The sequence below is a fragment of the Vibrio clamense genome, from assembly GCF_050337905.1.
Lineage (GTDB): Bacteria > Pseudomonadota > Gammaproteobacteria > Enterobacterales > Vibrionaceae > Vibrio > Vibrio cortegadensis.
In genome coordinates this window covers 75,442-101,229 of sequence record NZ_JAKJTJ010000027.1, presented here as the reverse complement: position 1 = coordinate 101,229, position 25,788 = coordinate 75,442, and the positions used below count along the sequence as shown (strand labels likewise).

Annotated in this window: 19 protein-coding genes; 9 read left to right on the top strand and 10 right to left on the bottom strand. The window is 42.0% G+C overall.

Annotation, left to right across the window (positions count from 1 at the left end):
- On the top strand, positions 1-636 hold the full coding sequence (pdxH, locus tag L4C39_RS15580) for a pyridoxamine 5'-phosphate oxidase (RefSeq protein WP_017053857.1): 636 nt from the start codon (positions 1-3) through the stop codon (positions 634-636).
- 146 nt (positions 637-782) lie between these two features.
- Here pdxH and L4C39_RS15575 read toward each other — a convergent pair whose 3' ends face one another.
- The 3 genes from L4C39_RS15575 to L4C39_RS15565 all read right to left on the bottom strand — a co-directional run bounded on the left by L4C39_RS15575 (position 783) and on the right by L4C39_RS15565 (position 5,008).
- Complete coding sequence (locus L4C39_RS15575; RefSeq protein WP_429746780.1) at positions 783-1,520, bottom strand: PAS domain-containing protein; 738 nt, start codon at positions 1,518-1,520, stop codon at positions 783-785.
- 371 nt (positions 1,521-1,891) lie between these two features.
- A complete protein-coding gene (locus tag L4C39_RS15570; RefSeq protein ID WP_429746778.1) occupies positions 1,892-3,709 on the bottom strand; it encodes an SUMF1/EgtB/PvdO family nonheme iron enzyme in 1,818 nt (605 codons plus the stop codon).
- Between the two features lie 195 nt (positions 3,710-3,904).
- Positions 3,905-5,008 (bottom strand): PEGA domain-containing protein, encoded by a 1,104-nt coding sequence (locus L4C39_RS15565; protein ID WP_017052377.1) that lies wholly within the window; start codon positions 5,006-5,008, stop codon positions 3,905-3,907.
- A 421-nt stretch (positions 5,009-5,429) separates the two neighbouring features.
- On the opposite strand from L4C39_RS15565, the gene L4C39_RS15560 reads away from it, so the two are divergent.
- The 5 genes from L4C39_RS15560 to L4C39_RS15540 all read left to right on the top strand — a co-directional run bounded on the left by L4C39_RS15560 (position 5,430) and on the right by L4C39_RS15540 (position 12,418).
- Positions 5,430-6,257: a helix-turn-helix domain-containing protein gene (locus L4C39_RS15560; protein WP_429746776.1), complete on the top strand. Its 828-nt coding sequence runs from the start codon at positions 5,430-5,432 to the stop codon at positions 6,255-6,257.
- Positions 6,258-6,440: 183 nt separating this feature from the next.
- Positions 6,441-9,593: a bifunctional proline dehydrogenase/L-glutamate gamma-semialdehyde dehydrogenase PutA gene (gene putA / locus L4C39_RS15555; RefSeq protein ID WP_429746774.1), complete on the top strand. Its 3,153-nt coding sequence runs from the start codon at positions 6,441-6,443 to the stop codon at positions 9,591-9,593.
- Positions 9,594-9,613: 20 nt separating this feature from the next.
- Positions 9,614-10,351, top strand: coding sequence for a 1-pyrroline-5-carboxylate dehydrogenase (locus L4C39_RS15550; protein ID WP_429746772.1), 738 nt, complete (start codon positions 9,614-9,616; stop codon positions 10,349-10,351).
- An 86-nt stretch (positions 10,352-10,437) separates the two neighbouring features.
- Complete coding sequence (gene putP / locus L4C39_RS15545) at positions 10,438-11,928, top strand: sodium/proline symporter PutP (protein ID WP_429746827.1); 1,491 nt, start codon at positions 10,438-10,440, stop codon at positions 11,926-11,928.
- A gap of 235 nt (positions 11,929-12,163) precedes the next feature.
- The gene (locus L4C39_RS15540; protein WP_113798629.1) at positions 12,164-12,418 is read left to right on the top strand and encodes a hypothetical protein; all 255 of its coding nucleotides are present in this window, start codon (positions 12,164-12,166) and stop codon (positions 12,416-12,418) included.
- Positions 12,419-12,443: 25 nt separating this feature from the next.
- Here L4C39_RS15540 and L4C39_RS15535 read toward each other — a convergent pair whose 3' ends face one another.
- The 3 genes from L4C39_RS15535 to L4C39_RS15525 all read right to left on the bottom strand — a co-directional run bounded on the left by L4C39_RS15535 (position 12,444) and on the right by L4C39_RS15525 (position 15,513).
- A complete protein-coding gene (locus L4C39_RS15535; protein ID WP_371712367.1) occupies positions 12,444-12,653 on the bottom strand; it encodes a hypothetical protein in 210 nt (69 codons plus the stop codon).
- Between the two features lie 404 nt (positions 12,654-13,057).
- Positions 13,058-13,762 (bottom strand): DUF445 domain-containing protein, encoded by a 705-nt coding sequence (locus tag L4C39_RS15530; RefSeq protein WP_429746770.1) that lies wholly within the window; start codon positions 13,760-13,762, stop codon positions 13,058-13,060.
- Between the two features lie 278 nt (positions 13,763-14,040).
- On the bottom strand, positions 14,041-15,513 hold the full coding sequence (locus L4C39_RS15525; protein WP_429746768.1) for a C69 family dipeptidase: 1,473 nt from the start codon (positions 15,511-15,513) through the stop codon (positions 14,041-14,043).
- A 362-nt stretch (positions 15,514-15,875) separates the two neighbouring features.
- Between L4C39_RS15525 and L4C39_RS15520 the strand changes: the two genes are divergently transcribed.
- Positions 15,876-18,599: a DUF2339 domain-containing protein gene (locus tag L4C39_RS15520; RefSeq protein ID WP_429746766.1), complete on the top strand. Its 2,724-nt coding sequence runs from the start codon at positions 15,876-15,878 to the stop codon at positions 18,597-18,599.
- Positions 18,600-18,677: 78 nt separating this feature from the next.
- Here the strand turns inward: L4C39_RS15520 and L4C39_RS15515 are convergent, their stop codons facing one another.
- Entirely contained in the window at positions 18,678-20,528 is a 1,851-nt protein-coding gene (locus L4C39_RS15515) for an ABC transporter ATP-binding protein (protein WP_429746764.1), read from the bottom strand.
- A 146-nt stretch (positions 20,529-20,674) separates the two neighbouring features.
- On the bottom strand, positions 20,675-20,848 hold the full coding sequence (locus L4C39_RS15510) for a hypothetical protein (RefSeq protein ID WP_429746762.1): 174 nt from the start codon (positions 20,846-20,848) through the stop codon (positions 20,675-20,677).
- 36 nt (positions 20,849-20,884) lie between these two features.
- Between L4C39_RS15510 and L4C39_RS15505 the strand changes: the two genes are divergently transcribed.
- On the top strand, positions 20,885-21,268 hold the full coding sequence (locus tag L4C39_RS15505) for a DUF3319 domain-containing protein (RefSeq protein ID WP_429746760.1): 384 nt from the start codon (positions 20,885-20,887) through the stop codon (positions 21,266-21,268).
- Positions 21,269-21,351: 83 nt separating this feature from the next.
- On the opposite strand, the gene L4C39_RS15500 is transcribed toward L4C39_RS15505, so the two are convergent.
- Positions 21,352-21,906 carry a peptidase M16 family protein gene (locus L4C39_RS15500; RefSeq protein ID WP_429746825.1) on the bottom strand — a complete coding sequence of 185 codons (555 nt, stop codon included), beginning with the start codon at positions 21,904-21,906 and terminating at the stop codon, positions 21,352-21,354.
- A gap of 186 nt (positions 21,907-22,092) precedes the next feature.
- Entirely contained in the window at positions 22,093-24,054 is a 1,962-nt protein-coding gene (gene glgX / locus L4C39_RS15495) for a glycogen debranching protein GlgX (protein WP_371711632.1), read from the bottom strand.
- Positions 24,055-24,511: 457 nt separating this feature from the next.
- Here glgX and L4C39_RS15490 point away from each other — a divergent pair, with 457 nt between their 5' ends.
- Entirely contained in the window at positions 24,512-25,783 is a 1,272-nt protein-coding gene (locus L4C39_RS15490) for a carbohydrate porin (RefSeq protein WP_170961634.1), read from the top strand.
- Positions 25,784-25,788: the final 5 nt, after the last annotated feature.

Here is a 25,788-nt window from a genome sequence, read left to right as displayed (position 1 = left end):
ATGGAACTGACAGATATTCGTCGTGAATACGCACAAGGCGGTTTAAGACGAAAAGACCTAAAAGCCGATCCTATTGAGCAATTTAATTTTTGGTTAGAACAGGCGATTAACGCCAAACTTACCGATCCGACGGCAATGACGGTTGCGACTGTGGATAAGGATGGTCAGCCATTTCAGCGAATAGTGTTACTGAAAAATGTCGATAAAGAGGGATTCATTTTTTACACTAATTTAGGTAGCCGTAAAGCTCAGCATCTGGAAGATAATTGCAAAATTAGCCTTCACTTTCCATGGCACCCTTTAGAAAGACAAGTTCATATTACTGGCACGGCTGAAAAGTTATCGGCATTAGAGAATATGAAGTATTTCTCTTCTCGTCCTAAAGAGAGCCAACTCGCGGCAATCGCAAGTAAGCAAAGTAGTCGTATTTCTGCGCGCGGTATTTTAGAAGGGAAGTATTTAGAGCTGAAGCAAAAATTTGCCAAAGGTGAAATTCCGGTACCAAGCTTTTGGGGTGGTTTCAGAGTTAAACCTGAAAGTATTGAATTTTGGCAGGGTGGAGAACATCGCTTGCATGACCGATTCCTTTTCTCTAAGCATGATCAACAGTGGGATATTGACCGCTTAGCGCCATAGCTCTAAGCGCCATAGTTCTATAGCTGCGAAGTTATGCTGTGTCATCGTTTTACATTGTAAATCGTCGATTATTAAGCCTCAAAGTAACGTTGAAAAACGAACTCGTGAGGCTTTTTTATTGGACGCTATTTAGATCGGTTTTCAGGCTAATACTGCTCACTGAGGCATTCATTGTTTAGAACGACAGATAATTGGGTTTTTAATAAGCTTTTTGGAATGACAGAGCCAAAGCCAGCATCGAGGGCTTTATCGATGAGTTGCTCTTTGCTTTTGGCATTAAATTTGGTTTTAAGCTTCGCAATATAGCCTTCAACCGTTTTAACTGAAATCGCCATCGCACGAGCGATATATTGCGGCTTTTTGCCATACAACAATAGAAATAGAGATTCGGACTCTCGCTGTGTTAGAGGCTCTATCAGCTCCTCATCTATGACATTAAACCCCACAGCTTGGCGGTTTGTGCGTTGAATTCCAGTGGCACGACAAATCCAATGGCCTACTTCTAAGATGGCAGTATCCGTTAGCTCCTTGCCAAAGAAAATAGTTCCTATCACCTCATTGTTTTCATTGTACCAAGGTTTCTTGGTAAAAATATGAGCGTGCCAACGCCCGTCAGGGTAAGGGTGAATATCTAAAATCTTTATTGTCTTTCTTGTCGCGATAACAAAAGCATCCTGACGTTGGAACTCTGCTGCACACTCTATGGTTGGGCTTGGCATTTCAAAATCACTGCGGCCAATACATTGGTTTGGCTCCTCTACACCAATAAGCTTTGCATAAGCTTCATTAGCATAAACAAAAACAGAATTAAGATCCTTACACCCCCAGCATCCTGGAAGCTGGTAAAAGAGAGAGATGAGAGTGGAATCGAAATCTGTAGACACAATAAAATACCGTTGGAAAATTTAACTTATTGTATCAAAATCAGTGAGTTATTGTATGCAGTCAAATGCAATTTTTACAGTGTAATGTCTTGATGGTGATTATTTGAACATTATGGCCCATTTTGGACAAAAAAAAGCCAGCCTGAAGAGGGGCTGGCAAATACAAGAATTAATCTTGTCGACGTGTAGAAGAGGTTCCACATTCCTAGCACATGTATTGCAAAAAATGTAGAGGTATCTATTAGACACCATGAGCGATATAACATTCATTACCTGCCCATGTGGGTAATGTAAAACAAGTTTGATATTGAAGTAAGGGGGGAAATCCCCCCTTTGGCTATCTTTCTGGGAAGGGTGAGCGTTACGGTTGCCTAGAGTTGGCGTAACACTCGGAATCCGACATAATTGGCTGCCATCGTAGGTGCTAAGTAGAGTTCGCTTTGTGCTTGAGCTTCATTTGGAGAGAAGCTCCAAGCGCCACCTTTTGCGACACCTTTGTTATCTTGTGTCCACTCCCAAACGTTGCCCACGACATCGTATAAGCCATATCGGTTGGCTGGGAATGATTTCACAGGCGAGGTGCTTACATTCGACCATGGTGTTCCGCTCCAACCTGTATTGGCTTGGCCTTCATCAAAGTTATCTCCCCACCAGAAATTGGATTTAGAGCCGGCGCGAGCGGCTACTTCCCACTCGTCACTGCTTGGTAGACGGTAAGTAAAGCCCGTCTCTTGTGAAAGCCAGTGAGTGTATGCTGTTGCATCATTGCGGCTGATGCATACAGCAGGAGAGCTTGCTGATTGCTTAAAGCCAGGGTTACGCCAATAGCTATCAGAAATAGGAGTGACTTCTGATTGGGCTACAGCAGTACAAATGTTCTGCAACTCTGCATCTGTTTGATAATTCGTTCGTTTTATGAAAGTTTCAAACTGCATCACTGTGATTGGGGTAGAGGCAATAGCGAAAGCATGATCAAGGTTATATTGCTTCTCTCCATGCTCCCCTAATAGGAATTGTCCAGGCTCAATGACGACCATTTCAGGTGCTTTGGCGTTGCTACCAATGGCGTCTGCGAATTTATGGCCTGTTTTTAACACATTCTCTTTCTCACGTAAGACGGCACGCAGCGTATGATCTGATTTAATTCTCAGTTCTTGATTAAAAGAGCGGTAGCCCTCTTTCTCTATGGTGATCATGTGTGGTCCTACAGGTAGCATCACTTCCAATGGTGTGCTGCCATATTTCACGCCATTCACCGACACGGAATCATTATATTGATTAGAGCGGATCGATAAGCTAACCCAAGCAACCTCTTTTTCAGGTGCTTTAGCAGATTCTTCTCCTGGCGCAAAACAGTACTGAGAATCGATGTTTAACAATTTACAGGGGGCGTTGGTTGCAGGACGAGCTTCTAATTCAACATCGACAACTGTCTTATGCTTGTTATCACCATAGAAGCTAGCATTCACAATGTTATGGCGTAATACGTGAATGCTTAGAGAAGCCGAGGCGATATTTTGTTTTACAAGCGCGGGTTCTGAAGTGCTTTCAACTAACTCGCTTTGGAATTGTTTTACTGCTTTTTGCAGGGCTAAATCTGTCGTTTGCCCTGAACACTGCGCCAGTGTCATATTTGATTGGCAGGTGTTAGTAAAGCTTACTTTTTGCTTGCCACTTTGGTGCAACTCGCTTTTAAGTCGATCAGCTCGAGATCTTAGCTGTTCATTATCTAGCTGGGCGATAGACTGCTCAATCACGGCTTGCTCGGCCTTTAATTGTGCAAGCTCTAGTTCAAGTGCCTGTTTATCTTGTGCGGCTGTTAACTGTTCGCTTTGGTTTCGTTTTACTTTTGACCAAGCTTCTTGGTAAGCCGATTGTGTTGGTTCTAAATCAAGCTCGGGCTCATCAATCATTTTGGCATAATCACGTTCAAGGTTTTGTTTGGCTTTTGCCAATATTGAACTGTATTGATTGTTTTGTTCGATAAGTCGATTAACCAGCTCTTGCTGATTCGAAACTTGATTACTTTTATCAGCAACGAGCTTTTGAGCTGCTTCAAGTTCAGAGTGCTTAGTAAATAACTCGCTCTCTATACTAAGCACATTCGATGTTGGTGCTTGAGCATAAGTGGAGGTCATTACTAGGCAAGGTGCAAGAGCAAATAAGAGAGCAGGTAAACCTTGGCGCATTATCATTCTACTTAAGTCATATTTCTGAATATATGGTTATTCTAAACGAAAACGCCATTTTGTCTGAAGTCATCTGAGATATCTTCGTGACAAAATGGCGTTTTAACGTCAGCTTTGTGAGTTTTGGCAAAGAATTGAACAAAAATTGCTAATTAAACACTCACTTGTAATACATAAATATTGGGCTAGTTGGGTTTAACTCTCTTTATTAGGGAGTAGTTTTACCCAAACAGTGTCGTTACCGTTGAGTGTAATCACCCGATTGTATGTTTCGTAGCCTTGTTTTGATACCGTAATCTGATGGCGGCCATTTGGTAGTACGATCTCGACAGGAGTACTGCCGTAGTCGACGCCATTAATGGTTACTGAATCGTTATATTGATCAGAACGAACCTTTACATTAGCCCATTGCTTATCATTTTTTTCAGTTTTTGCCGCTTGGTCGCCTTTTAAGCAGTAACGCGGAGAGACATTCAGAAGTTTACAGGCTGCGATTGCTTCAGGTTTCGCTTGCAGTTGTGCTTGCATTTGAGTGAAGTAAGCGCTGTTTCCTGAGAAGCCACTTTTGATGATTTGGCTCTCTTGAACATGAATATTAAGTTGCACACCTTGAAGGTTTTGTTTCGCTATATTGGATTCGGTGAGCTTTGAAAGCATGTTTGAACGGAACGTTTTCACCGCTTTCTGTTTGGTTAGGTGCTTACCTTGGTTAGCACATTCACCTAGTGTCATGGTCGTTGAACACGTTGTTGTATAGCTTGTTTCAAGAACGGCACTTTCACGCAGTTCTGTTGCTAAACGCTTAACACGAGCTTCTACTTTCGACTCTTGTAAGTTCGCTAGCTCATTGTTGCTTCGTGCTTGCTTTTGCTTCAGTTGAGATAAGCGCATCTCATTTTCAACGATTGACTGTTTACTCTCTAGTAACTGAGCTTGGTTCTCTTTTACATTGGTCCAAGATTCTTGGTATTTCTTCTGAAAAGAGACAAGATCGGTGTCTGGATCTTCAAGTAAACGGCTGTACTGTTTGTCTAACGCTGATTTAGCACGATTACGTTTCGCGTTAAAATCTTCACCATCACGTTTTAATTTAGCTTGTTGATTGAGAAGTTGTTTAAGATTCTCATTCTCAGCAGAATACTCTGATGAAAGGGTATTAAGTTCGTTCTGCTTTATGTCTAGCTTTTCATCGATAGCCGTAACAGGATCGACTTGAATTAGCTCTTCAGCTGATACCGATGTAGATACCCAGAAAGGAGTTAACGCTAATAAAAGCGTAGAAATGCGAAATGTGCTCATAGGTCCCTGCAGTAAGTTGTATTGAAAAATACGCAGATAGTTACATCGGCGAAAAGATATTATTTTGACGACTATGTATTTAAGCCCATAGTTTAGGCAAATATGAACGCTAAAAAATGCAGCAGAACGCACAAAAAGTGTAAGGTGCTTGAATCTGCATAAATTTTTCTAGTGCTATTTTGAGCTGTACGCAAAATTATGCAAGTGTCAGCGATTAAATTAATGGATTTATAATTAGTTGATTGCACATTAACCGTAATTAATGTGCACTTGATCATTGTTCCGAGAGCTTTGGTGATCAGAAATTAGTGAACCTATAAGTGTGTTGATGCGTATTTTTGTGGAAAAGGATCGATTTTTTAGTGCTACAAAGCTTCTTGTTATATCATCTATTAAGCACGCCACATTGGAATCGAAACAGATGAAAACCCCTGCGACTCAATCACCTTCTTTAATTGACGATATCGCCAAAGATTTGGCACCTAGGCCAGCAGAGATAGTTACGCTACCTTCACACATGGATTGTCATGAGCATTCTTACAGTCAAGTGGTTATCGGCTTGAAAGGGCAAGCGGAGTTTGAAGTCAGCGGGCGGGGTAATCTCGTTGGGCCAGGACAGGGTTGTGTGGTTACCGCAAGTTCTGATCATGCCTTTGGCGGGGTGATCGGGCAGTCGGATATTTTGGTGTTAAATATGCCTATTGCCACCAGTGATGATCCTTTAATGCTTGATAAGATCAACCAGCTATCTCGAGCTGATACCTACTTTCAATTAGATAGCCAAATTCAGAAGTTGATCAGAATGTTAGTGCTTGAAATGCAATCTAGCCCGGATGATCTTTTGCTTAGCCGAGCTTGTAACGATACGGTTGTTGCGTTGCTACAAAGGCATATTTCAGTGTTTGAAACCTCAGCTAAAGAGTCCCGTTTTGATCTTGAAGCGATCGATCGCTATATCGAACTCCATCTCAGTCACAAAATTTCTGTCGCCCAGCTTGCTGGTAGCGTATTCCTTGGAGAGAGCCAATTTCATATGCTGTTCAAAGATCAGATGGGGATTACCCCTCATCAATATGTTTTAGGTAAGCGAATTGATATGGCAAGAACGTTGATTGAGCAGGGGTCGTTAAGCTTAGGACAGATCGCTGAATTGACCGGATTCTCTGGACAAAGCACTTTTACTCATACTTTTACACGCCTTCAAGGGATCTCCCCATCTCGATACAAAAAGCAATCTTCTGTTAAATAAGTCATTAGTTACGGATTAATATATTGCCAGTTCTTATGTGATATTGTTTATACTTTGTTAAAAAAGCGAGTTTTTAGCAAAAAACTCGGAGTTTTTGACAAGTAATCCTCTTCTGCTCAAAATACACTGCCAGCCATTGTAGAAACTCCGATATTTTTTCGGATGTGAGATTGAGGAAAACGCATGTTTACTGCTACTGATGTGTTAAAACCAGAGTTTATTGAGCAACCGCTTGATAAGCTGTGGTCACTGATCTCGCCATTATATATGGTGGATGAGTCCCAATGGCTAAAGCAACTTTTACCGCTAGCTATCCCTTCAGAACAAGAAAAATCAGAGATTTCACTTAAAACGACTCAACTGATTGAATCTATTCGAGCGGATAAAAAGTCGATCCAAATGATTGATGCACTACTTCTTGAGTACAGTTTAGATACGCAAGAGGGCATTCTATTGATGTGTCTAGCGGAAGCGTTAATGCGTATTCCTGATTCGGCAACCGCTGATGCTCTCATTCGAGATAAATTGACCGTTGCAGATTGGAAATCTCACCTCAAAAATTCAGATTCTGTTTTCGTTAATGCATCCACTTGGGGCTTAATGTTAACAGGCAAAGTCGTTGGGTTATCAGACCAAGATTCTCCAAGCCCAGCACAAGCGATGAACCGTTTAGTTAACAAGCTATCAGAGCCTGTAATTCGAAATGCCATGCATCAAGCAATGAAAATTATGGGGCACCAATTTGTATTGGGACGCAGCATTGCTGAAGCGCAAAAAAATGGCCGTGCCATGCGCGATAAAGGCTTCACTTACTCATATGACATGTTGGGTGAAGCGGCATTGACCACTGCCGATGCAAATAAGTACTTCAAAGATTATTTGATGGCGATTGAGGCTGTGGGCCGCGATGGCTATCAGTCAAAGGCATCGGCAAAGATGGAAAGTCCTGCCCCGTCGGTTTCTATTAAGCTATCCGCTTTACACCCACGCTATGAAGTGGCGAACGAAGACCGAGTTCTAACGGAATTAGCCGACACTTTAGAGCAACTATTACGCCGCGCCGTCGAGTTAGATGTTGCGATTACGATTGATGCCGAAGAAGCGGACCGTTTAGAACTGTCGCTGAAACTGTTTGAGAAAGTGTATCGCAGCGATTTGGTCAAAGGATGGGGCAAGTTTGGTCTGGTTATTCAAACTTACTCTAAACGTGCCCTTCCGGTGTTGGTTTGGATTAATGCGTTAGCAAAAGAGCAGGGTGATCAGATCCCATTGCGCCTGGTAAAAGGGGCTTATTGGGATAGCGAAATCAAATGGTCGCAGCAAGCAGGCTACGACAACTACCCAGTATATACTCGTAAAGAATCAACGGATGTTGCATATTTAGCTTGTGCTCGCTTCCTACTTAGCGAAGGTGTTCGCGGCAATATTTTCCCTCAGTTTGCAAGTCACAATGCACACACGGTAACGGCTATCGCAGTGATGGCACAGCATAAAGAGTTTGAATTTCAACGTTTACATGGCATGGGCGACTCGCTTTATAACCATGCGATGGAAGCGTACCAACAGTCAGTACGAATCTATGCACCAGTCGGTAGCCATAAAGATTTGCTTCCTTATTTAGTTCGTCGTTTATTAGAAAATGGTGCGAACAGTTCATTTGTTCACCGTTTGGTTGATGCTCGCTGCCCAATTAGTGAGCTGACTCAGCACCCTGTCGATATGCTGTTAAGTTTCGATACATTGAACAATACAAAAATCCCATTGCCTACAGATGTTTTCCCCGAGCGGAAAAATGCCTATGGGGTGAACGTTGATATTGAAAGTGAAGCCTCGGTGTTTGAAGCGCAAGTGACAAGCTTCTTAGATAAACAGTGGTCGGCAGGCCCTGTGATCAATGGTTCAAGTCATTTCGAAAGCATGATCAAGGCAGAAGATCATATTGAAACGATCACTGCACCTTACGATCGTCGAATTACGGTTGGGCAGGTTGCTTTTGCAAACCTTGATCATGCTTCCGCTGCAATCGAAGGTGCGGAAACGGCTTTCGCGGCTTGGCAGTTGGCGAGTATTCAAGATAAGAGCGCACTATTAGAACGTTTAGCCGATCTTCTCGAAGAGAATTTGGCGGAGTTGGTGGCGATCTGTCATCAAGAAGCGGGCAAAACCATTCATGACAGTATTGATGAAGTTCGTGAGGCGGTGGATTTCTGTCGTTACTACGCGAAGCAAGTCGATAATCTCGCGCAATTCAGCATTGAAGGATTTGATGGTGTAACACGCATCGCTTCACGTCAGGGTCGTGGTGTGTTTGTGTGCATTAGCCCGTGGAACTTCCCTCTGGCTATTTTCTTAGGCCAGATCACCGCTGCTTTGGTTGCAGGAAATACGGTTGTTGCAAAACCTGCCGAGCAGACGAGCTTAATTGCTGCTCGCGCGGTTGAATTGATGCAGCAAGCAGGATTTCCTGAAGGGACTATTCAGTTACTTCCTGGACGCGGTGCTGAGATTGGCTCTGCTTTAACATCTCACCCTTCAATTGCTGGCGTTGCCTTTACTGGGTCTACGGCGACGGCGCAACGAATTAATGTGACATTGGCAGAGCGTGATGCTGCGCCAGTTCCATTCATTGCTGAGACTGGTGGTCAAAATGCGATGATCGTTGACAGTACGGCATTACCTGAACAAGTCGTTCGTGATGTTATTCGCTCTTCATTTGCTTCTGCTGGCCAACGTTGTTCTGCGCTTCGCGTTTTGTTTGTACAAGAAGATATTGCAGATCGCATTGTGGCGCTTATTCAAGGTGCGATGAATGAGTTAAGTGTTGGTATTCCATACCTACACAAAACGGATGTTGGTCCTGTGATTGATGCAACCGCTAAGACTAAGTTATTGGCCCACTTAGAGAGCATGAATAACTCGCAGAAGAAAGTGGCTCAGTTAGAACTGGGAGCCGTCTGTGAGCATGGAGACTTTGTCCCGCCAAGTGCTTTTGAAATTGATGATATTTCGTGTTTAAAAGAAGAGCAGTTTGGTCCTATCCTGCATATTGTTCGTTTTAAAGCGAGCGAATTAACGAATGTGGTCGAACAAATTAACCAGACGGGCTTTGGCCTAACCATGGGCATCCATAGCCGAAATGAAACGACTTACCGCTGGATTGAAAAACATGCGCGTGTTGGAAACTGTTATATCAACCGAGATCAAGTAGGAGCAGTCGTTGGTGTTCAACCATTTGGAGGCCAAGGACTATCAGGTACAGGGCCAAAAGCTGGCGGCCCGCACTATTTGTACCGTTTCACTCAGGTTAAATTTGCTGATCAATCAGCGTCTCACTAAGAAAGCACAGGAGAAATATCATGGTTCATCAAGTGACAGGTTTTTCAGATGCTTTTTTAGCATGGGAACAGTGGAATTTAACCAACTTTGATTATAAGTGTGAGCAGTTACTTTCACTGAAGGCTCAATTAAGTGAGGTTTTACCTAGCTTAGCGCCAGTGATGTCATTTCACATTCAACAAGCTTCAACCTTGCTCGCAGAGAGTCACCAATTAATTGGGCCTACGGGTGAAACAAACGAACTTTACACCGCTGGGCGTGGTGTCGCGGCTCTTGTTTTTGAACAAGATTTCAATGGGGATACGACAGCTCAACAAGCCATAATTGCTCAATTTACTGCGGCACTGATTGCTGGAAACAGCGTGATGTTATGCAGTGATGATATGGCGCTAAACCAAGGAATTCAAACTGCCATAGAGCAGTCTCGTTTCCCTAATAACCTGATTCAAGTCGTCTCTTACGATGCCTATCATCAACTGCTCGCATGTGATGTGCGATCGGTGGGTTATGTCGGAAACTCGGAGATTGAACATAGTATCAATCTTCAATTAGCTAAGAGAGAGGGGGCCATCGTGAACTTAGTGTCACAAGTATTGGTTTCTAATCACTTAGCGTCGGAAAAGGATCTGGCGACATTGACTGTTGCTCATGATCCACACTTATCGCTGCGCTTCATAACGGAACGTACGAGAACTATAAACATAACAGCTGTGGGCGGTAACGCGACCTTGTTAGAACTTGGAAGTGACGCTCACTAACTTTCTTTATTACCTCTCCTCTTCAAACTATCTAAAGAAGAGGAGGGGGCATGGAAAGCGATCTTTAAGAAGAGGACCATCAAATGATAGAAAATAGCTTTGCTATCACTACCACATTTATCGCGTATCTAATTATGATGCTTGCGATAGGCGTTATCGCTTACAAGCGTACGTCAAACTCAAGTGATTATTTCTTGGGTGGCCGTTCACTAGGGCCGTGGCCAGCTGCACTTTCTGCTGGCGCATCAGACATGAGTGGTTGGTTATTGCTTGGCTTACCAGGTTACGCTTATGCAGCAGGTATCGAGGCATTTTGGCTTGCGGGTGGTTTATTAATTGGTACATGGGCAAATTGGCTAATCAGTGCAAAACGCCTTCGTACTTACAGTATTACAACGGATTCATTAACACTGCCTGAGTTCCTTTCTCGCCGTTTTAATGACAGTACAAAACAGATTCAAGTGATTTCTGCTTTCTTCATCCTTTTGTTCTTCCTTTTTTATACAAGCTCAGGCTTGGTTGCAGGCGGAAAATTATTTGAAACAGTATTCGGCCTAGACTATTCGACAGCCGTTATTATTGGCACAGTATGCGTGGTTTCTTATACTTTGTTCGGTGGTTTCTTAGCCGTATCATGGACGGACTTGGTGCAAGGTTTGCTGATGTCTGCTGCTCTGCTGATTGTCCCAATTGCTGCGATGCAAGGGGGCCTTGGTCAACTTGGTGATGATCTGTATGAAATTAACCCTGAGTTACTGACTTTCTGGAATGATTCGAAAGGTGAGCCTTTAACGGCTGTCGCGATTATTTCGCTTGTTGCTTGGGGCTTGGGTTATTTTGGTCAGCCGCATATCTTAGCGCGTTTCAAAGCAACCCGTACTAACAAAGACCTTACTTCAGCGCGTCGTATTGCGGTGATTTGGACGGCGTTATCTATGGCTGGTGCTATGCTCGTTGGTCTTGTTGGATTGGTGTATGTGACAAATTCAGGCGCGGGTGAATTGGCTGATGGCGAGAAAATTTTCATGCTATTGGTGAATGCTATCTTCCACCCTGTGATTGCGGGTATTTTACTTGCAGCTATTTTGGCGGCCATCATGAGTACTGCGGATTCTCAACTGCTTGTTTCTTCTTCAGCTCTTGCGGAAGATTTCTATAAACAGGTATTTAAGAAAGATGCATCATCTGAAGAGATTGTGCGTGTTGGTCGTATCGCTGTCATCGGTATTTCACTTGTCGCATTGGTACTTGCAATGACTCCTGATAGCTCGGTTCTTGGTCTTGTTTCTTATGCATGGGCAGGCTTTGGTGCGGCATTTGGTCCAGCCATTATATTGAGCCTATACTGGGATCGTATGAACCGAAACGGTGCGCTAGCAGGTATTATTATTGGTGGCGTTACTATCGTGGTTTGGAAGCAGATTTCAGGTGGTTGGTTTGATGTTTACGAAATCGTACCGGGTATTATTTTCTCAACATTAGCGATTGTTGTTGTGAGCTTAATGACTGCGGAGCCAGAGAAGGCAGTCATCGAACAACATAAGAAGTTTAAGAAAAACCTTATTGAATTAGATTAATTTTAATATTTGAGGTTGTTGCATATCTGCCCTTGCGAGTGATCGCGAGGGCTTTTTTATTTCAGAAGTATGATCAAGGGAAAGATAGGTTGCACGTAAGTCTCATTCTTTGAAAAAACAAGGTTGTTTTTTGAACATAACGCACGTTTTTTGTATTTTAACTTTTTAACTAGGAACAAAATTGAACAGAATGTGTCAATTATCATTAACTGATTGACATATTTAGGGGAAGGAAATGCCTGATACATATTGTTCGACATGCCAAAAAGTGACAGCACACAAGGCGTTGATGCGACGCAATACGGACCATGATAGTGCTAATGGCGGTGTCTTACAGTCATTTCAACAGTTAATGAATCAATTTATTAATGGTGAGCATTACTACAAATTAGAGCAGCAGTTGTTTTGCCGTTCTTGCAATTGTCAGTCCGTGTCACCTGCGGATCGTTCGACGTATGCACGACTTGCTAATCATGAAATCCACTTATGAAGCGATAAAGTCGTACTCAATTAGTTTAAGCTGTGGTTGTACTCTCATCTTTTGAGTCAGTAGCAACCTCTACTTGTTCAATTGATACAGGCCAGCCATATTCGGTGTACTCTTTATAAAGAGTTTCAGCGATGTCCTTTGATACCGTTGCCTTAGTCCAATTCCCAATTCCAAAAGGTTTGTAAGATATTATATAGGTAACCATTGATTCTTCCTTAACTGCTATTTGCTTCATTATTCATGCTTTTCCTATTTTGCTCTTTTCAATTTAGCTCAAAATCGTTCTTTAAAGGTTCAATGTAAATAAAGATAATGAATAGGTTGATTATCATTTGATAAATTGACCGTGTCATAACGTGTTGTTTTGTAAAATATTTGAGTGCGTACTAGGTTTGTTAGAGAGCATGAGGGAATTGAACCGTATTAAAGTGGGTATGAGTTTCATTTTCAGATGAGCTCACAGTGGTATGCTGAATCTTTAGAGGTGTGCTGTTATACCTAACCTTTCTAATATAGGCAGTTTTTTTAATATACAAACTCTTTTGCGATAGGGTCGGAACAAGAGAAGCGGTAATGGATCTTAAAGGGAGCAACATTGCTGCCCCTCTAATTATAAACCGAAAGCCGAGTGTACTTTGATTAAGCGGCGAGTGAAGAAATAACCCCGATTAGACCACCGAACACCCCTCCCCAAACTACTAACCAACCTAAATGCTGTTTAATCATTTTTTGGACCATCTCTTTGACTAATTTCGGTGTGAGCTCATTTAATCTCTGATCGATGATGTTTTCAATATTGATTTTGATCTCGTCCATCATGGCCGGAGATTCTAGCTGCTCTTTCAACGCCTCTTTTACTGACTCGCTTTGGCTAATTTCAATGACTGATTCTTGCATCTTTTCTACAAATGGTTGCTTTAGTGGCTGTAGTGCTTCCGTACCACCAACCATTGCTAACATGCCACCAAAAGAAGAGTTCGCGATCACATCAATAAGTGAGTCGAAGGTTGGGTTGAAATTTATTTTTGATATCACGGGCTGCAAATTTAAACTTTTACCGCTCGCCATCTCTTTGTTTAAAAATCTATCAATATTCGACTCTGTGAAAAATTGCTCCATCATTAATTGTTTGATCGCCGCTTTGAACTCTTCGAAACGAGCGGGTATGACCCCTGACCCGTATAGACCCGGTACTTTCTCAAATAACATATGAATGGCAAGCCAGTTTGTTATTGCTCCAGAAAAAGCGAATAACCCAGCATAAAGTAGAGTCGTGTTGTTTAGTTGGTATCCAGCCGCGAGAAGCGATATGGAGATCAGGTTGGTCAGTAAACTTTTGTTCATTTTAAATCTCGATAGATGTTATTAAGTGAGATTTTAAGGAAAAAAAGAATCGTAGGAAAGAGAAGATGGATAACTGCGAATAGAATCGATGAAAAAGGTCAGATCCCTTTCGGAATCTGACCATCCAGAACGCGCAAGCAAAGGGCGTTTGGTCTCTTTTGCGTCTATCAATTTAGTCGCTGAAGATGAGCATGTAAACGAACAAGCGTACGATACTATAAATAATAGGCCAACATTTTGAAGTTGGTCGTTATTTGACCGCCTCTGTTACATTTTATCTATAGATTCATTATCTTTTTGAATTCCTCATCTGAATATTTTTTCTCTGTACTTTTTGTTAGATCTGTCATCATTTTATAACGAATGTCAGTCGCCATTGTGAGCGTGCGCTGCAGTTGCCCAAAAGAGTAATCAGATGCCATATCCAATGCGGCTTGTTTATCTGTTTTGTAGAGCGATTTCAATGTGGTGTCTAATTGGCTGACTTGTTTGTAGAGTTTAGTCTCTTCTTTATCCCAAATCTCTTTAAGCATTGGCAGATACTTGCTTTGATTAGCTGAAGCAAGGGCGGTTAAGCTTCTAAATTGCCAGTAAGCGGAGTTGTCAGTGTAAGTATCACCACCAGTCAAGTAAGGCGTTGGGTACTCTTGAAGGCTCGAATAAAGAGGCACGAGAACGGATTCAGGTAACACACCAAAGCTCTGCCAAATTAGCCCTTGAAGTTCATATGGCATCTCTGGACGTAACTGTATGATATGAGATTCAAGTTGGCGTTCTACTCTGATTGGTCGTTGGCCTTTCTCTTCCAATGATGTGCCTTTGTATGTCGCACTAAGTACTTCTGCTACATCTTGAACGGAAATTTTTTCATCGGGCTTCATGAATAACGGGTACTGATCTTGTCGAGTCGGCTGGCTTTTTGACTCTGTTAACATCTTCTGACCTAGCCATTCGCGATCGATGTTATAAACATCCCCCGTGACTCCGAATGCTTTGGCAAAATTAAATGATTTGGCATCAGGATTGTCGAGCAGTTTATGCTGGTTCACAAATTCGACTAGCCCTTTCGAGTGCATGACGCTTTTACTATTAAGGTTAACTCCGTGAATTCGTAAGCCATTGGCGATCATCGCATAGCTGTCATCTGGAACTTTAACCGCGATCCAGTGATGTCCAGAGCCAATTTCGACTAACCAAACTTCATTGATATCGGCAATATATAAGCTATTACCTTCACCTGCACCATACTCTTCAATATATTCACCTAGTAATGTTACCCCTTCTTTTGCTGTTTTAGCTTGAGGTAAAATTAATGTTGGAATTATGGCTTCAATGACACCATCATCAATTAGTGGATCTGCCTTTAGCGCTTTTTCATTTATTTCCGCGCTGGTGGTTGCTGATATTGCAACGTTATATTCATTAATACCACGCTCTTCATAAAATTTACTTTGGCTATCAACAGTATTTGCATCCCAATCTGGAATCGCGGAGTATGCGAAGAACTCTTTTGGCATAGGAACTTCTAGACCATTACCTAACTTCCAGGTCTCTGCCTCATTTTTTTGAGCAGGACGGTATGCTAAGTGTTTGTTCCAGTTATTGATTCCGAAGTCTTCATTACGTGCGATCATAATGCTGCCATCAATAGATGCGCCTTTTCCAACAATTAAACCCGTACACGCGTCAGCGCTAATAGTAAATGTAGAAAGAATGGCAGCAGATAAAATGGATAAAGATATTTTGTTCATTGTAAATCTCCAGATGTGGAAAAGCCCAAACGAATAAAAATTCATTACTGTTGATAAATATGCATTTAATGTTGATTGTTTCGATTAATGTTCGGTTTGGAGTGTATATCTCTATTGATATAAATATTGTCTAGAGGATCACGCTATCATTATTCTTTTTATTGGAATAATTAATTTTTGATGTCGAGGTTGCTTGATGGAATATAACGGTTGTAGTTCGGTATTTATTCAATTCTCTTTGTCGAGACATAATAAAGCTAAACTATGTTGGTACAATGAAATATTAATATCAGTCATTCGATGTACTGTATATTAATCTTGTAGATTAAATGCTTAATAGTGATACGTCATAGGAAGCTAGTATGGATGAGGTTGTTCTGATTATTGGATTCGTGGTGATAGCGTTGCTTGTGAGCCCTATCGTTGCCATAAGAGCTTTGATAGAAACAAAACGCTTAAGATCGGCTTTGTCTCAATTGAATGAAAAAGTGGATCGACTAACGGAGCTGAAACGTGGTGTGTATACAGAAAGGCAATCTTCAACCTCTAAAGGGGACGATGTGTATCAGCGAGAAGCGGAGTCATCGATAGATACTGCTGATAGCTTAGGAGTGAATGAAAGCTCGTCTATCGTTGAATCATTGCAATCAGCCGCCAATGACACTCCTGAAGTTAATCTAGAATCGAAAGTTATCGTTTCAAACACCACTAACAATTCACGTCGTCCTCTCAATCCATTAGAAAATTGCAATCAAACGGAAGTTGGATTTGGACAACAGATTGTCGCCCACTTAAAACGGAACTGGTTAGTATGGATCGGTGGGTTAGCTCTTGTATTTGGTATCGGGTATTTAGTGCAGTTTGTTGGAAGTCGAATTGAAATCTCACCTCAAGGGCGCATTACCGGAAGCTTGATATTGTCAGTGGCTATTGTTGGTTTTGCGGAGTGGTTACATCGACAAATACAGGCGAAGAGGTGGCGTCTTGCTGATATTCCTAATCAAAATTATATCCCAGCAACGTTTGCAGCCGCAGGGATGACCGGTATTTATCTCACGATTGTGTTCGCAACGGTGATGTATCAACTTGTTCCAGAGTCATGGGCTTTGGGGCTTATCGCATTAACCGCTTTGGTCTGTTTGACTTTAAGTTATCGGTTTGGAAGCTTAATGGCGATCTTAGGGCTAATTGGTGGTTATACGGCTCCTTTCTGGGTTGGTGAAGGGACGCCTAATTTCTATGTGTTCATGAGCTATATCAGCATGGTAACGGCTGCTGGATTATATGTGCGCCCGCGAATGAATGTTCCTTGGCTGTCTTTGTTTATTAGCTTGGCTCATATTGGATGGCTTGGGCTGATGAGTTCCGCCATTGAAACCGATAATTTAACACTTTGGGTTTCGCTATTTTATCCCTTATCCACCTATTTATTAGTGCTTGTGCCTCATCAGGGTTGGGCGCTAAAAGTACCGTTTCGCCAAAGAGTACCGCGGACTTGGTATCACCCTGCAATCATTGCGGGGATGATTGGCGCGCTGATACTTATTGCAGAATCACATCTTCCACTGAGTAATTTTACGCTCTTTTCTTTAGCTATCACTCCCTTTGTCATGTTGCTATTGCCTGCTGTTCGTCGAGGCTATTCAAGCCGTGAGTCCCAATTATTATCATTGGTTTCAACGGTCATTCTCACTGCTGTATTGCATCTACATTTATTGAATACGCCAGAGTCCCTTTTATCAGTGCTTGGGGTGTTAGCTCTCTGGACTGTGCTTCTTGTATTGCGTTCTTATAGACAGTTTTCAGCCAGTTATCGTTCCACATTCAGTTATTGGTGGGCGGTATCTTGCGGTGCATTAATGCTAATTGGTGTATTGGTTTATGTGGAAGGAAATTATCCAGACAGATTGTGGCTAACAAGTCTTTTTGCTCTTGGCGGATGCTTAGGACTCGGTGGATTGGCAAAAATGGAACCAAGATTGCGTTCGGACCTTTCAGCGTCAATTCATGCTGTACTGTTGGTACTTAATTATATTTGGTTCTATGGCGAGGTGTTCACTGCTCTATTAGCGTTACAAGTTTTGGCAATGACTCTTCAAATGGTTCTTTCTTATGCTGTGTTGCGTGATGTTGTCGTTAAGATTGCCGTCTCACTATTGCTCACTCGTTTAAGCTTATTACCTGTGATTGAGTCGTGGCAACAAGGGCTTTCGCCACAAGGTTGGGTCGCGGTAGCAAATTGCTTACCTGCGATTGTCATTTTAGGTTTCGCATTAAAAATGATGCGTGAGAAAAGCATTGCATTAGCGGATTGGTTTGAAGGCGCACTCGTTCATGTCATTGCTATCTTTGTCTTAATGCAAAGTCATTACTGGCTGACTGGTAGCTTTGTAATATTCGATAAACTTGATTTAACGAGTGTGAGTTTCTGGTTAATAGAGGCGCTTGTATTGGTTGGTGTCTACAGTTACCGCCAGCAGTTTAGTCATACAATGCATTATTTCTATCTATGCTACCGTTACGCTCTATTATTGGTCGCTCTGATATGTATGTTTTTACTCAACACTCAGTTTATGCCGTTATCGGCAGATACCGTGTCGGCTACAGCGATACCACTGTTTAATGGTTTATCTCTGGGTTGGTTACTTCCAGGCGCCGCGCTTATTATTTTAGCTCACCGAAATTGGTGCCCTGAGCCGGTACAACCTCGTTGGTTATATGTTGTAGGTGGTGGGTTGCTCGCGTTATGGCTTGCATTATCAATTCGTCAATTTTGGCAAACAGAAAGCATGTCGATATTGGAAACAACCAGCATGGCGGAATGGTTAACTTACTCTGCTGCATTAGTCATTTTGGGAGCGTTATGGACCTACATTGGTGTGGTTCGTCAAAAATCTGCTCATCAAACTTATGGCTTAATTGTTGTGGGGCTTGCGGTGGTGAAAGTCTTCATTTCTGATGTTAGTTATTTGGATGGTATTTGGCGAGCGGCAAGTTTCTTAGGGCTAGGCTTAGCTCTTATTGGTCTAGGGTGGCTGTTCCAAACACTTAAAAAGCGTCATGGCGAGGCTGAACTCGAAAAGTAGTGGCTGACTAAAAGGTAAAAAAATGGCGACCATAAACGGGTCGCCATTTCAATTAGCACTAACTAATGGTTTGCATTACTAGTTGCTTCCACTGACATCTAAGTTCTCGCCAATAAAACCACCAGTTTGATGAGCCCAAAGTTGGGCGTAGATGCCACCTTGGTTGATTAACTCTTGGTGTGAACCTTGTTCTACGATATTGCCTTTATCAAGCACGATTAAGCGATCCATTGCGGCAATTGTCGATAGGCGGTGAGCAATGGCGATAACCGTTTTGCCTTCCATAAGTTCAATTAAGCTCTCTTGAATGGCAGCTTCGACTTCTGAATCTAATGCAGAGGTTGCTTCATCTAGAACGAGCAGTGGTGCATTCTTGAGAAGAACTCGTGAAATCGCGATTCGCTGACGCTGTCCGCCAGACAGTTTAACACCTCGTTCACCCACTTGAGCATCATAGCCAATATTTCCGAATGGGTCGGTCAGCGTTTCAATAAATTCATGAGCGTGAGCTTGTTTCGTCGCAGCAAGTAAAGCATCTTCTCCGGCATCGGGTTTGCCATATAGAATGTTTTCTCGGATCGAACGGTGCAGTAAAGAGGTATCTTGAGTGACCATTCCGATATTGCTACGCAGTGAATCTTGAGTGACATCGGAGATCACTTGATCATCAATACGGATCTGACCGCCTTCAACATCATGGAATCGGAGTAATAGGTTAACTAAGGTGGATTTACCTGCGCCTGAACGTCCCACTAAACCGACTTTTTCTCCGGGCTTAATATTGAGGTTAAGGTTATTGATCACCCCTTTATTCTCGCCATAATTGAAGCTGACGTTATCGAATACAATGCCACCCTGAGGTACTTCTATAGATTGAGCATCGGGCTTGTCTTGTATATCGATAGGCTTTGATAGCGTTTTCATACCGTCAATTACCGTACCCATATTCTCAAACAGTCCGCCAACTTCCCACATGATCCACTTCGACATACCGTTAATACGCAAGGCCAAACTGATCGCGATCGCGATGGCACCGATAGTGATCGCACTGTCCATCCACAGAGCAATAGAAATCGCGGAGATGGAGAACACAAGTAGATAGTTCGCTAGTTCAACACAGACGTTAAAACCTGTGACTAAGCGCATTTGTCTATGAACCGTATCTAAGAATCCTTCCATTCCCTCTTCTGCGTATTCTGTTTCACGTTTACTGTGAGAAAACAATTTCACGGTCGCAATGTTGGTGTAACTATCGACAATTCGCCCAGTCATTAGTGATCGGGCATCCGCTTGTTCTGACGAAACGGCTTTAAGCTTAGGAACAAAATAGAATTGAATCCCAAGATAAATCCCTAGCCATATCAGCATTGGTGCCATAAGTCGCCAGTCCGATTGCGCAAGCATAAAAATGATGGCAGTGAAATAGACGGTCACGTAGATAAAAACATCGACGGCTTTCATTACCGTTTCTCTAACGGCGAGCGATGTCTGCATTACTTTGGTTGCAACGCGCCCGGCAAAGTCGTCTTGATAGAAAGAGAGACTCTGCTTTAGTAAATAACGGTGAGCCAACCATCGAATCGACATTGGGTAATTGCCAAGCAACGTCTGGTGGATAAGCAATGAGTAAGCGGTGATCATGATTGGCATGATCACGAGCAGCAAAATGCCAAGACCAATCAATGTGGAGCTATTTTGCTCTAAAAAGGTGTCGGGGTTACTCGTCGATAACCAATCAACTAATTGTCCCATAAAGCCAAAAAGTGATACTTCAATTATCGCAATACTCATACTCATTACTGCGAGAATAGCTAACGGTTTTTCGAATCCTTTGGTGTAATGAAGACAAAATGCCAGAATCCCATTGGGGGGCTGTTTAGGATCATCTTGTGGGAAAGCCTGAGTAAAGCTTTCAAATAACTTATACATATTTAATTCCTAACGTTATTTTTACTATTACGAAAACGTTCAAATTGGCTTCAAGATGGAGGAGGCAAAGGAATCGCGCGGATTTTCGTAAATTAGATAGGCTTATCCTATATGCAATATGTTCGGAATGTAACCATTTGATTGCATTATTCTTGGTATTGATTTACGTCGTAATCGAACTTCTGCTTTCGTATTGAACGACTGGTGTTGACGTGAGGGTGGGTGATAAATGACCAGATCAATATGACAAATGCAATATGATAAAAAACCGTGGTACAGATCTTTTTCTGTTCTGCTGTACGGTATATAATCCAACCCAACCAATATCCGTTATTAGAATTAAAAGATTATATATCATGGCCATTGCAAACTATCGGGGCTTTAATTTTAAGCTTGCTAATCAGTCAGCAAGTGTATGGAAGGTTAAGATCAAAGGGCAGATACTGACTGGTAATATTTCTGAATTAAAGAAGAGTATTGATTGGTGGTGCGATACGGCATCTGTTGTCGACCCTCAAGAGTTTGCACTCCAAAATGAACGGTACAAAAAAACCAAAGCTCAGTCGAGAAATGAACACTACAACGGTTTTTTGATTAAGAACGACAGTGATGATGAAAAGACATGGTACTGCATGTTCAACAGTCGGTTAATTAAAGGAACAAAAACGGCGATACAAAAGCATATTGATGCGTATTTAGTTGCTAAACAGAAGGCTGAAGCGGGTTTAAAATCAAATTGACCTTGTTCTTTCTGCTGGATAAGTGGCATTGGTTCTGGTGCTCAATGCCACATACATATTTGCGAGTAATTGAGCTTAGTCAGTTAACTTTTTGGTCGCAGAATATTTTTGCTTTGCCAAGAGCTGCTACCAAAGGCCATCTTTGCTCTGTTGGATAGATCTTCTTTACTAATCCCTTTTGCTGTTCCTTCCAAATCTAAGAATTCATCAAAACCATAATTGTGAACCAGATAGCGAGTCATCGACCAAGTGTAGAGTTTCTGGTTGTTTAATTCTGAAGTCATATCCTTCATTAACTGTTTCGCAGCGATCTCCACTTCTTGATTAGACACACCAAGCTGAATGTCCGAAACGACCTTATCAATGGCCTTTTCTATCATGGCTTCATTATGTGGAGTAACTTGTGCTCCGATTAGCCAGTCGCTGTTTGGCTCACTATCTTCCATTAAAGTCATAACAAACGGGGCGTAGTCTAAGCTCAACTCTTCGCGAACGTAGGCCGTTAGACGCATTGTGATAATACGCTGTAGCATATCGTCCATAAAAGTAGTTTTTGTCGACCTTACTTCGGGCTCAGTCGAAATGACTCGCAATAGATACTGAGAGCCTTTTTCGGTTTTGTTTGAATAGCTGTTTATGCGCTTCTTGTAACTGCCTAATTTATAAATTACCGCAATGTGTCAATTGTGTTGTTGCTTGTTTTTAATTATCGTTAAATGTTTCCATTCTTCAGTTTTTAGAGGTGTAAAAAAGGCGAGATATAAATCATCTCGCCTTTATGTTTAGACTGATACTATTCGAACAGACTGATAGTACTGACCCTGCTAATTTTTAGGTCGAAAGTGTAATATAGCCATTGAGGTTGGCGACAACAGAACTTCTCCTTCTGCGTGTCCATGCTGTACATTTCTCAAGTTGGTATCACATATGGTTTCCCAAATTTGATTTTTATCATTTGGTAACTTAAATCTCGCAGGAGCGCTGGTTTGGTTGATTAAGTAAACCATTTCAGCACCATCGCTATCAATACCCAAATGCAGCGCAACAGAGCTCAAACGGTTCCAATCATCATGTTCCATTAAGGTTCCATCAATACGACGCCAAAAAATGCGGTTATTGTTTCTACCTTCTCCACTAAACGCTTTAATGAAAGGCACCATAAACTCTTGGCGTGCCCTGATCATTTCCGATAGCCAGCCTTTGAAATAATCTTTTCTTTCATTGCTCTCCCAATTTAACCAGCTGGTTTCACTGTCTTGGCAATAAGCGTTGTTGTTGCCATTTTGGGTATGTGATAGCACATCAGCCGTTAATATATGAGGAATACCAAACGCAAAAATTAAGCTCGCCATGAAGTTACGTTTTTGTTTTTCACGGGTAGCGATAATAAGCATGTTCTCAGAAGGACCTTCTACTCCGTAGTTTTCTGAGCGGTTATCTCCATGCCCATCTCGATTGTGTTCGCCATTCTCTTCATTGTGCTTATGCTTGTAGGAAACAAGATCTTGCATAGTGAAGCCGTCATGGTAGGTAATGTAATTGACGGTCAGTTTATGAGGCCAATTGGCGGCACTGTAGAGATCGCGCGAGCCCATTAGTCGAGTGGCAAACTCTTTTAAATAGCCTTGATCACCACGCCAGAAGCTACGGGTAATGTCACGCAGTTTATCGTTACATTCATTCCAGCCAAGAGGGAAATTGCCTACTTGATAACCATTTGGGCCTATATCCCAAGGTTCTGCAATAAGTTTGGTTTCGCGTAGGGTTGGATCTTGGGCAACAGCTTTGAAAAAGGCCGCTTCAGGGTTAAAATTGTCCCCTTGTCTACCTAGAGTTGCGGCTAAATCGAAGCGAAAACCATCAACTTTGAACTCTTTGACCCAATAGCGAAGAGTATCCATCACAAGGTTGAGTGCTGGTTGGTATGTTAAATCAACGGTATTACCGCAGCCTGTAAAGTTGGCATAATGGCAACCGTGTTTAATATATACACGTGAATCTAGAGCTTTCCAGTTGAATACTGGCCCACCTTCACCGCTCTCCGCCGTATGGTTATACACCACATCTAAAATGACTTCGATGCCATTTTTGTGCAGTTCCCGAATGGCTGTTTTTAGCTCAGTTACCGCATCATTTTTAGCATATCTAGGGTCAGGAACCATGAATAAATATGGGTTATATCCCCAATAATTAACCTTATCCATCTCTAATAGATGGGGCTCATGCATGCATGCCGCAACGGGTAATAGTTGGATAGAGTTAATATTTTGTTGTTTGTAAAAGGCGAGCATTTCGGGGCTGTATAAGCCTAAATAAGTGCCTTTTTCGCTTTCATTTAAATTTGGATTCAGCTTAGTTAAGCCTTTTACATGAGTTTCAAAAAGAACGGTGTCTTCTTTGGGAATTCTTGGTTGCTCAATACCTTGCCAATCAAACTTATCGTCAATGACAACACATTTTGGCATAGAGAAGCTTTTTTCTGAGCTATAAGGTGTCTCGTAGTGGAGTGCTTTATCAATGGCTTTAGCATAAGGGTCAGATAAAAGGTGTAATCCCTTTTCTGTTTCAATAATGTAACCATATTTTTGCTGTGCTTTGATGTTTGGAATATGGGTATAACGAATCCCTGCATATTCACCTTCTAAAGGGAAGGTTTCAAACTTATCTTGCTCATCAAATAGAGCAAGTTTTATCGATTTGCATTCCGGAGCATAGATGGAAAAATTACAGCCATTATTGTTGAGCGTAGCGCCAAGTGGATAAGGGCGAGAGAGCGTTTTTGTCATGTTAGGAATTCTTTTTCATTTACTACACGGATAGAACTATTAGTAAAAAGCTTTGTCTCAACAAGGTCAAGCACCTTATTTAGATAAATGTTTATGTAATTAAATTACATTTTTATGAATGGGTTTAACAAAACTATGACTTAGTTATCGTTTTGTCAGGGTATCCGATATAAATCGATCGCCTCCTCCCCCCTGTTTGTGTGATCAAAGCTAAATAAACGTCATTCTGTAATTTATCTCATCCCTAATCATCCCCCTTAAATTTAATTAAGGTGGAGGAAGTCAGCCTTCTCATCCTTGCCTATTATGGACCTCGTTGAAACAACCGGGGACTTGTTCCCATCTTACCTCTTTTTTCGATGCGACCTGTTTACTGCCTTTACAGGATGCATCGCAAAAAGAACCAAAAAATTATAAGTCGTCCATAAATTATAAATCATCCTTGATGGAGTTAAGAATGAATAAAGTAAGTTTAATTGCTGCTGCAGTGGCATCTACATTAGCTGCGGGTTCTGCATTCGCTGCTGCTACTGATACTGTAACTGATGGTTGGGAAGTACATGGTTACATGTCTTCGAACGTTCGTGTTGTTGATGGTACAACGACAGATACTGAATTTGGTCGCCCAGACTACAAAACAGCGGGTACTCACGGTAAAAGTACAAACCAAGTCGAATTCACAATTAAAAAGCACAGTGAATACGAAAATGGTGTTTGGGCTGATTATGTAGTTCGTACCGAATTTGGTAACGGTAACTCTTACGCTTATTCATCTGATGGTGACGAAGCTGTACGTGATGAAGATGGCTTTGCTGTTAAAGAAGCATTTGTTGAGCTAGGTGGTATTCTAGGTGAAGACACTTCTATTTGGGGTGGTCAACGCTTCTTAAACCGTGCTGCGGGTATTCTTTCTGGTGAGTTCTGGAAACAATCTTCAGGTATTGGTGCGGGTATCCAAACTAAACTTGGTGGCAACACTGCTGGTATCGCTTATGTAATGGCTGATTCGATTGATGCTTTTGGTGATAAACATAAAACTGAACCACGTACTACATTATCTTCAATCGATATGTATTACTACGGTGTAGATGCTGGTATTGGTAGTCTTGATTTTGACCTAAAACTTGGTAAGCAAGTGTTAGATGGCGAAAATGATGACGGCGTAGGTGCTTCTGTAACATTAAATACTAGCTACTATGGCCTTGATGGTTGGACTCAAAACGCAATTGCTTACGGTTCTGGTGTAATGCAAAACCGTGGTGTGAACTTTGGTAACTGGTCTGGCGGCAATGATGACGCTGAGTCACTATTCCTAACATCTTACGGTGTACTGAACATTTCAGATAAAGTGCAACTAGGTACAGAAGTAGCCTACTTTACGGCTCTTGACCAACTGTTTGGTGCGGAAGGTCTGACTCGTTACATCGTAGCTGCTCGTCCTTCTTATAAGCTTAATGATAATGTTCGTTTAGAAGCAACAGCTTCATACGGCCATGAAGAAGGTGATGAAGGTTACTGGGGTCGTACTGGCGATGCTGTAGAAAGCAACATCATTAACCTTGAAATTGCAACTGCATTTACAGCTAACTCAGACTACTTTGGTCGCCCACAAGTTAAGCCATACATCAGCTACATTAAAGCCGATGATGAAGCAAGTGCGGGCATTATTGGTATTGAAAACGGCGATGACCAATTTGTATTCGGTGTACACACTGAAATCTGGTTCTAAATCGT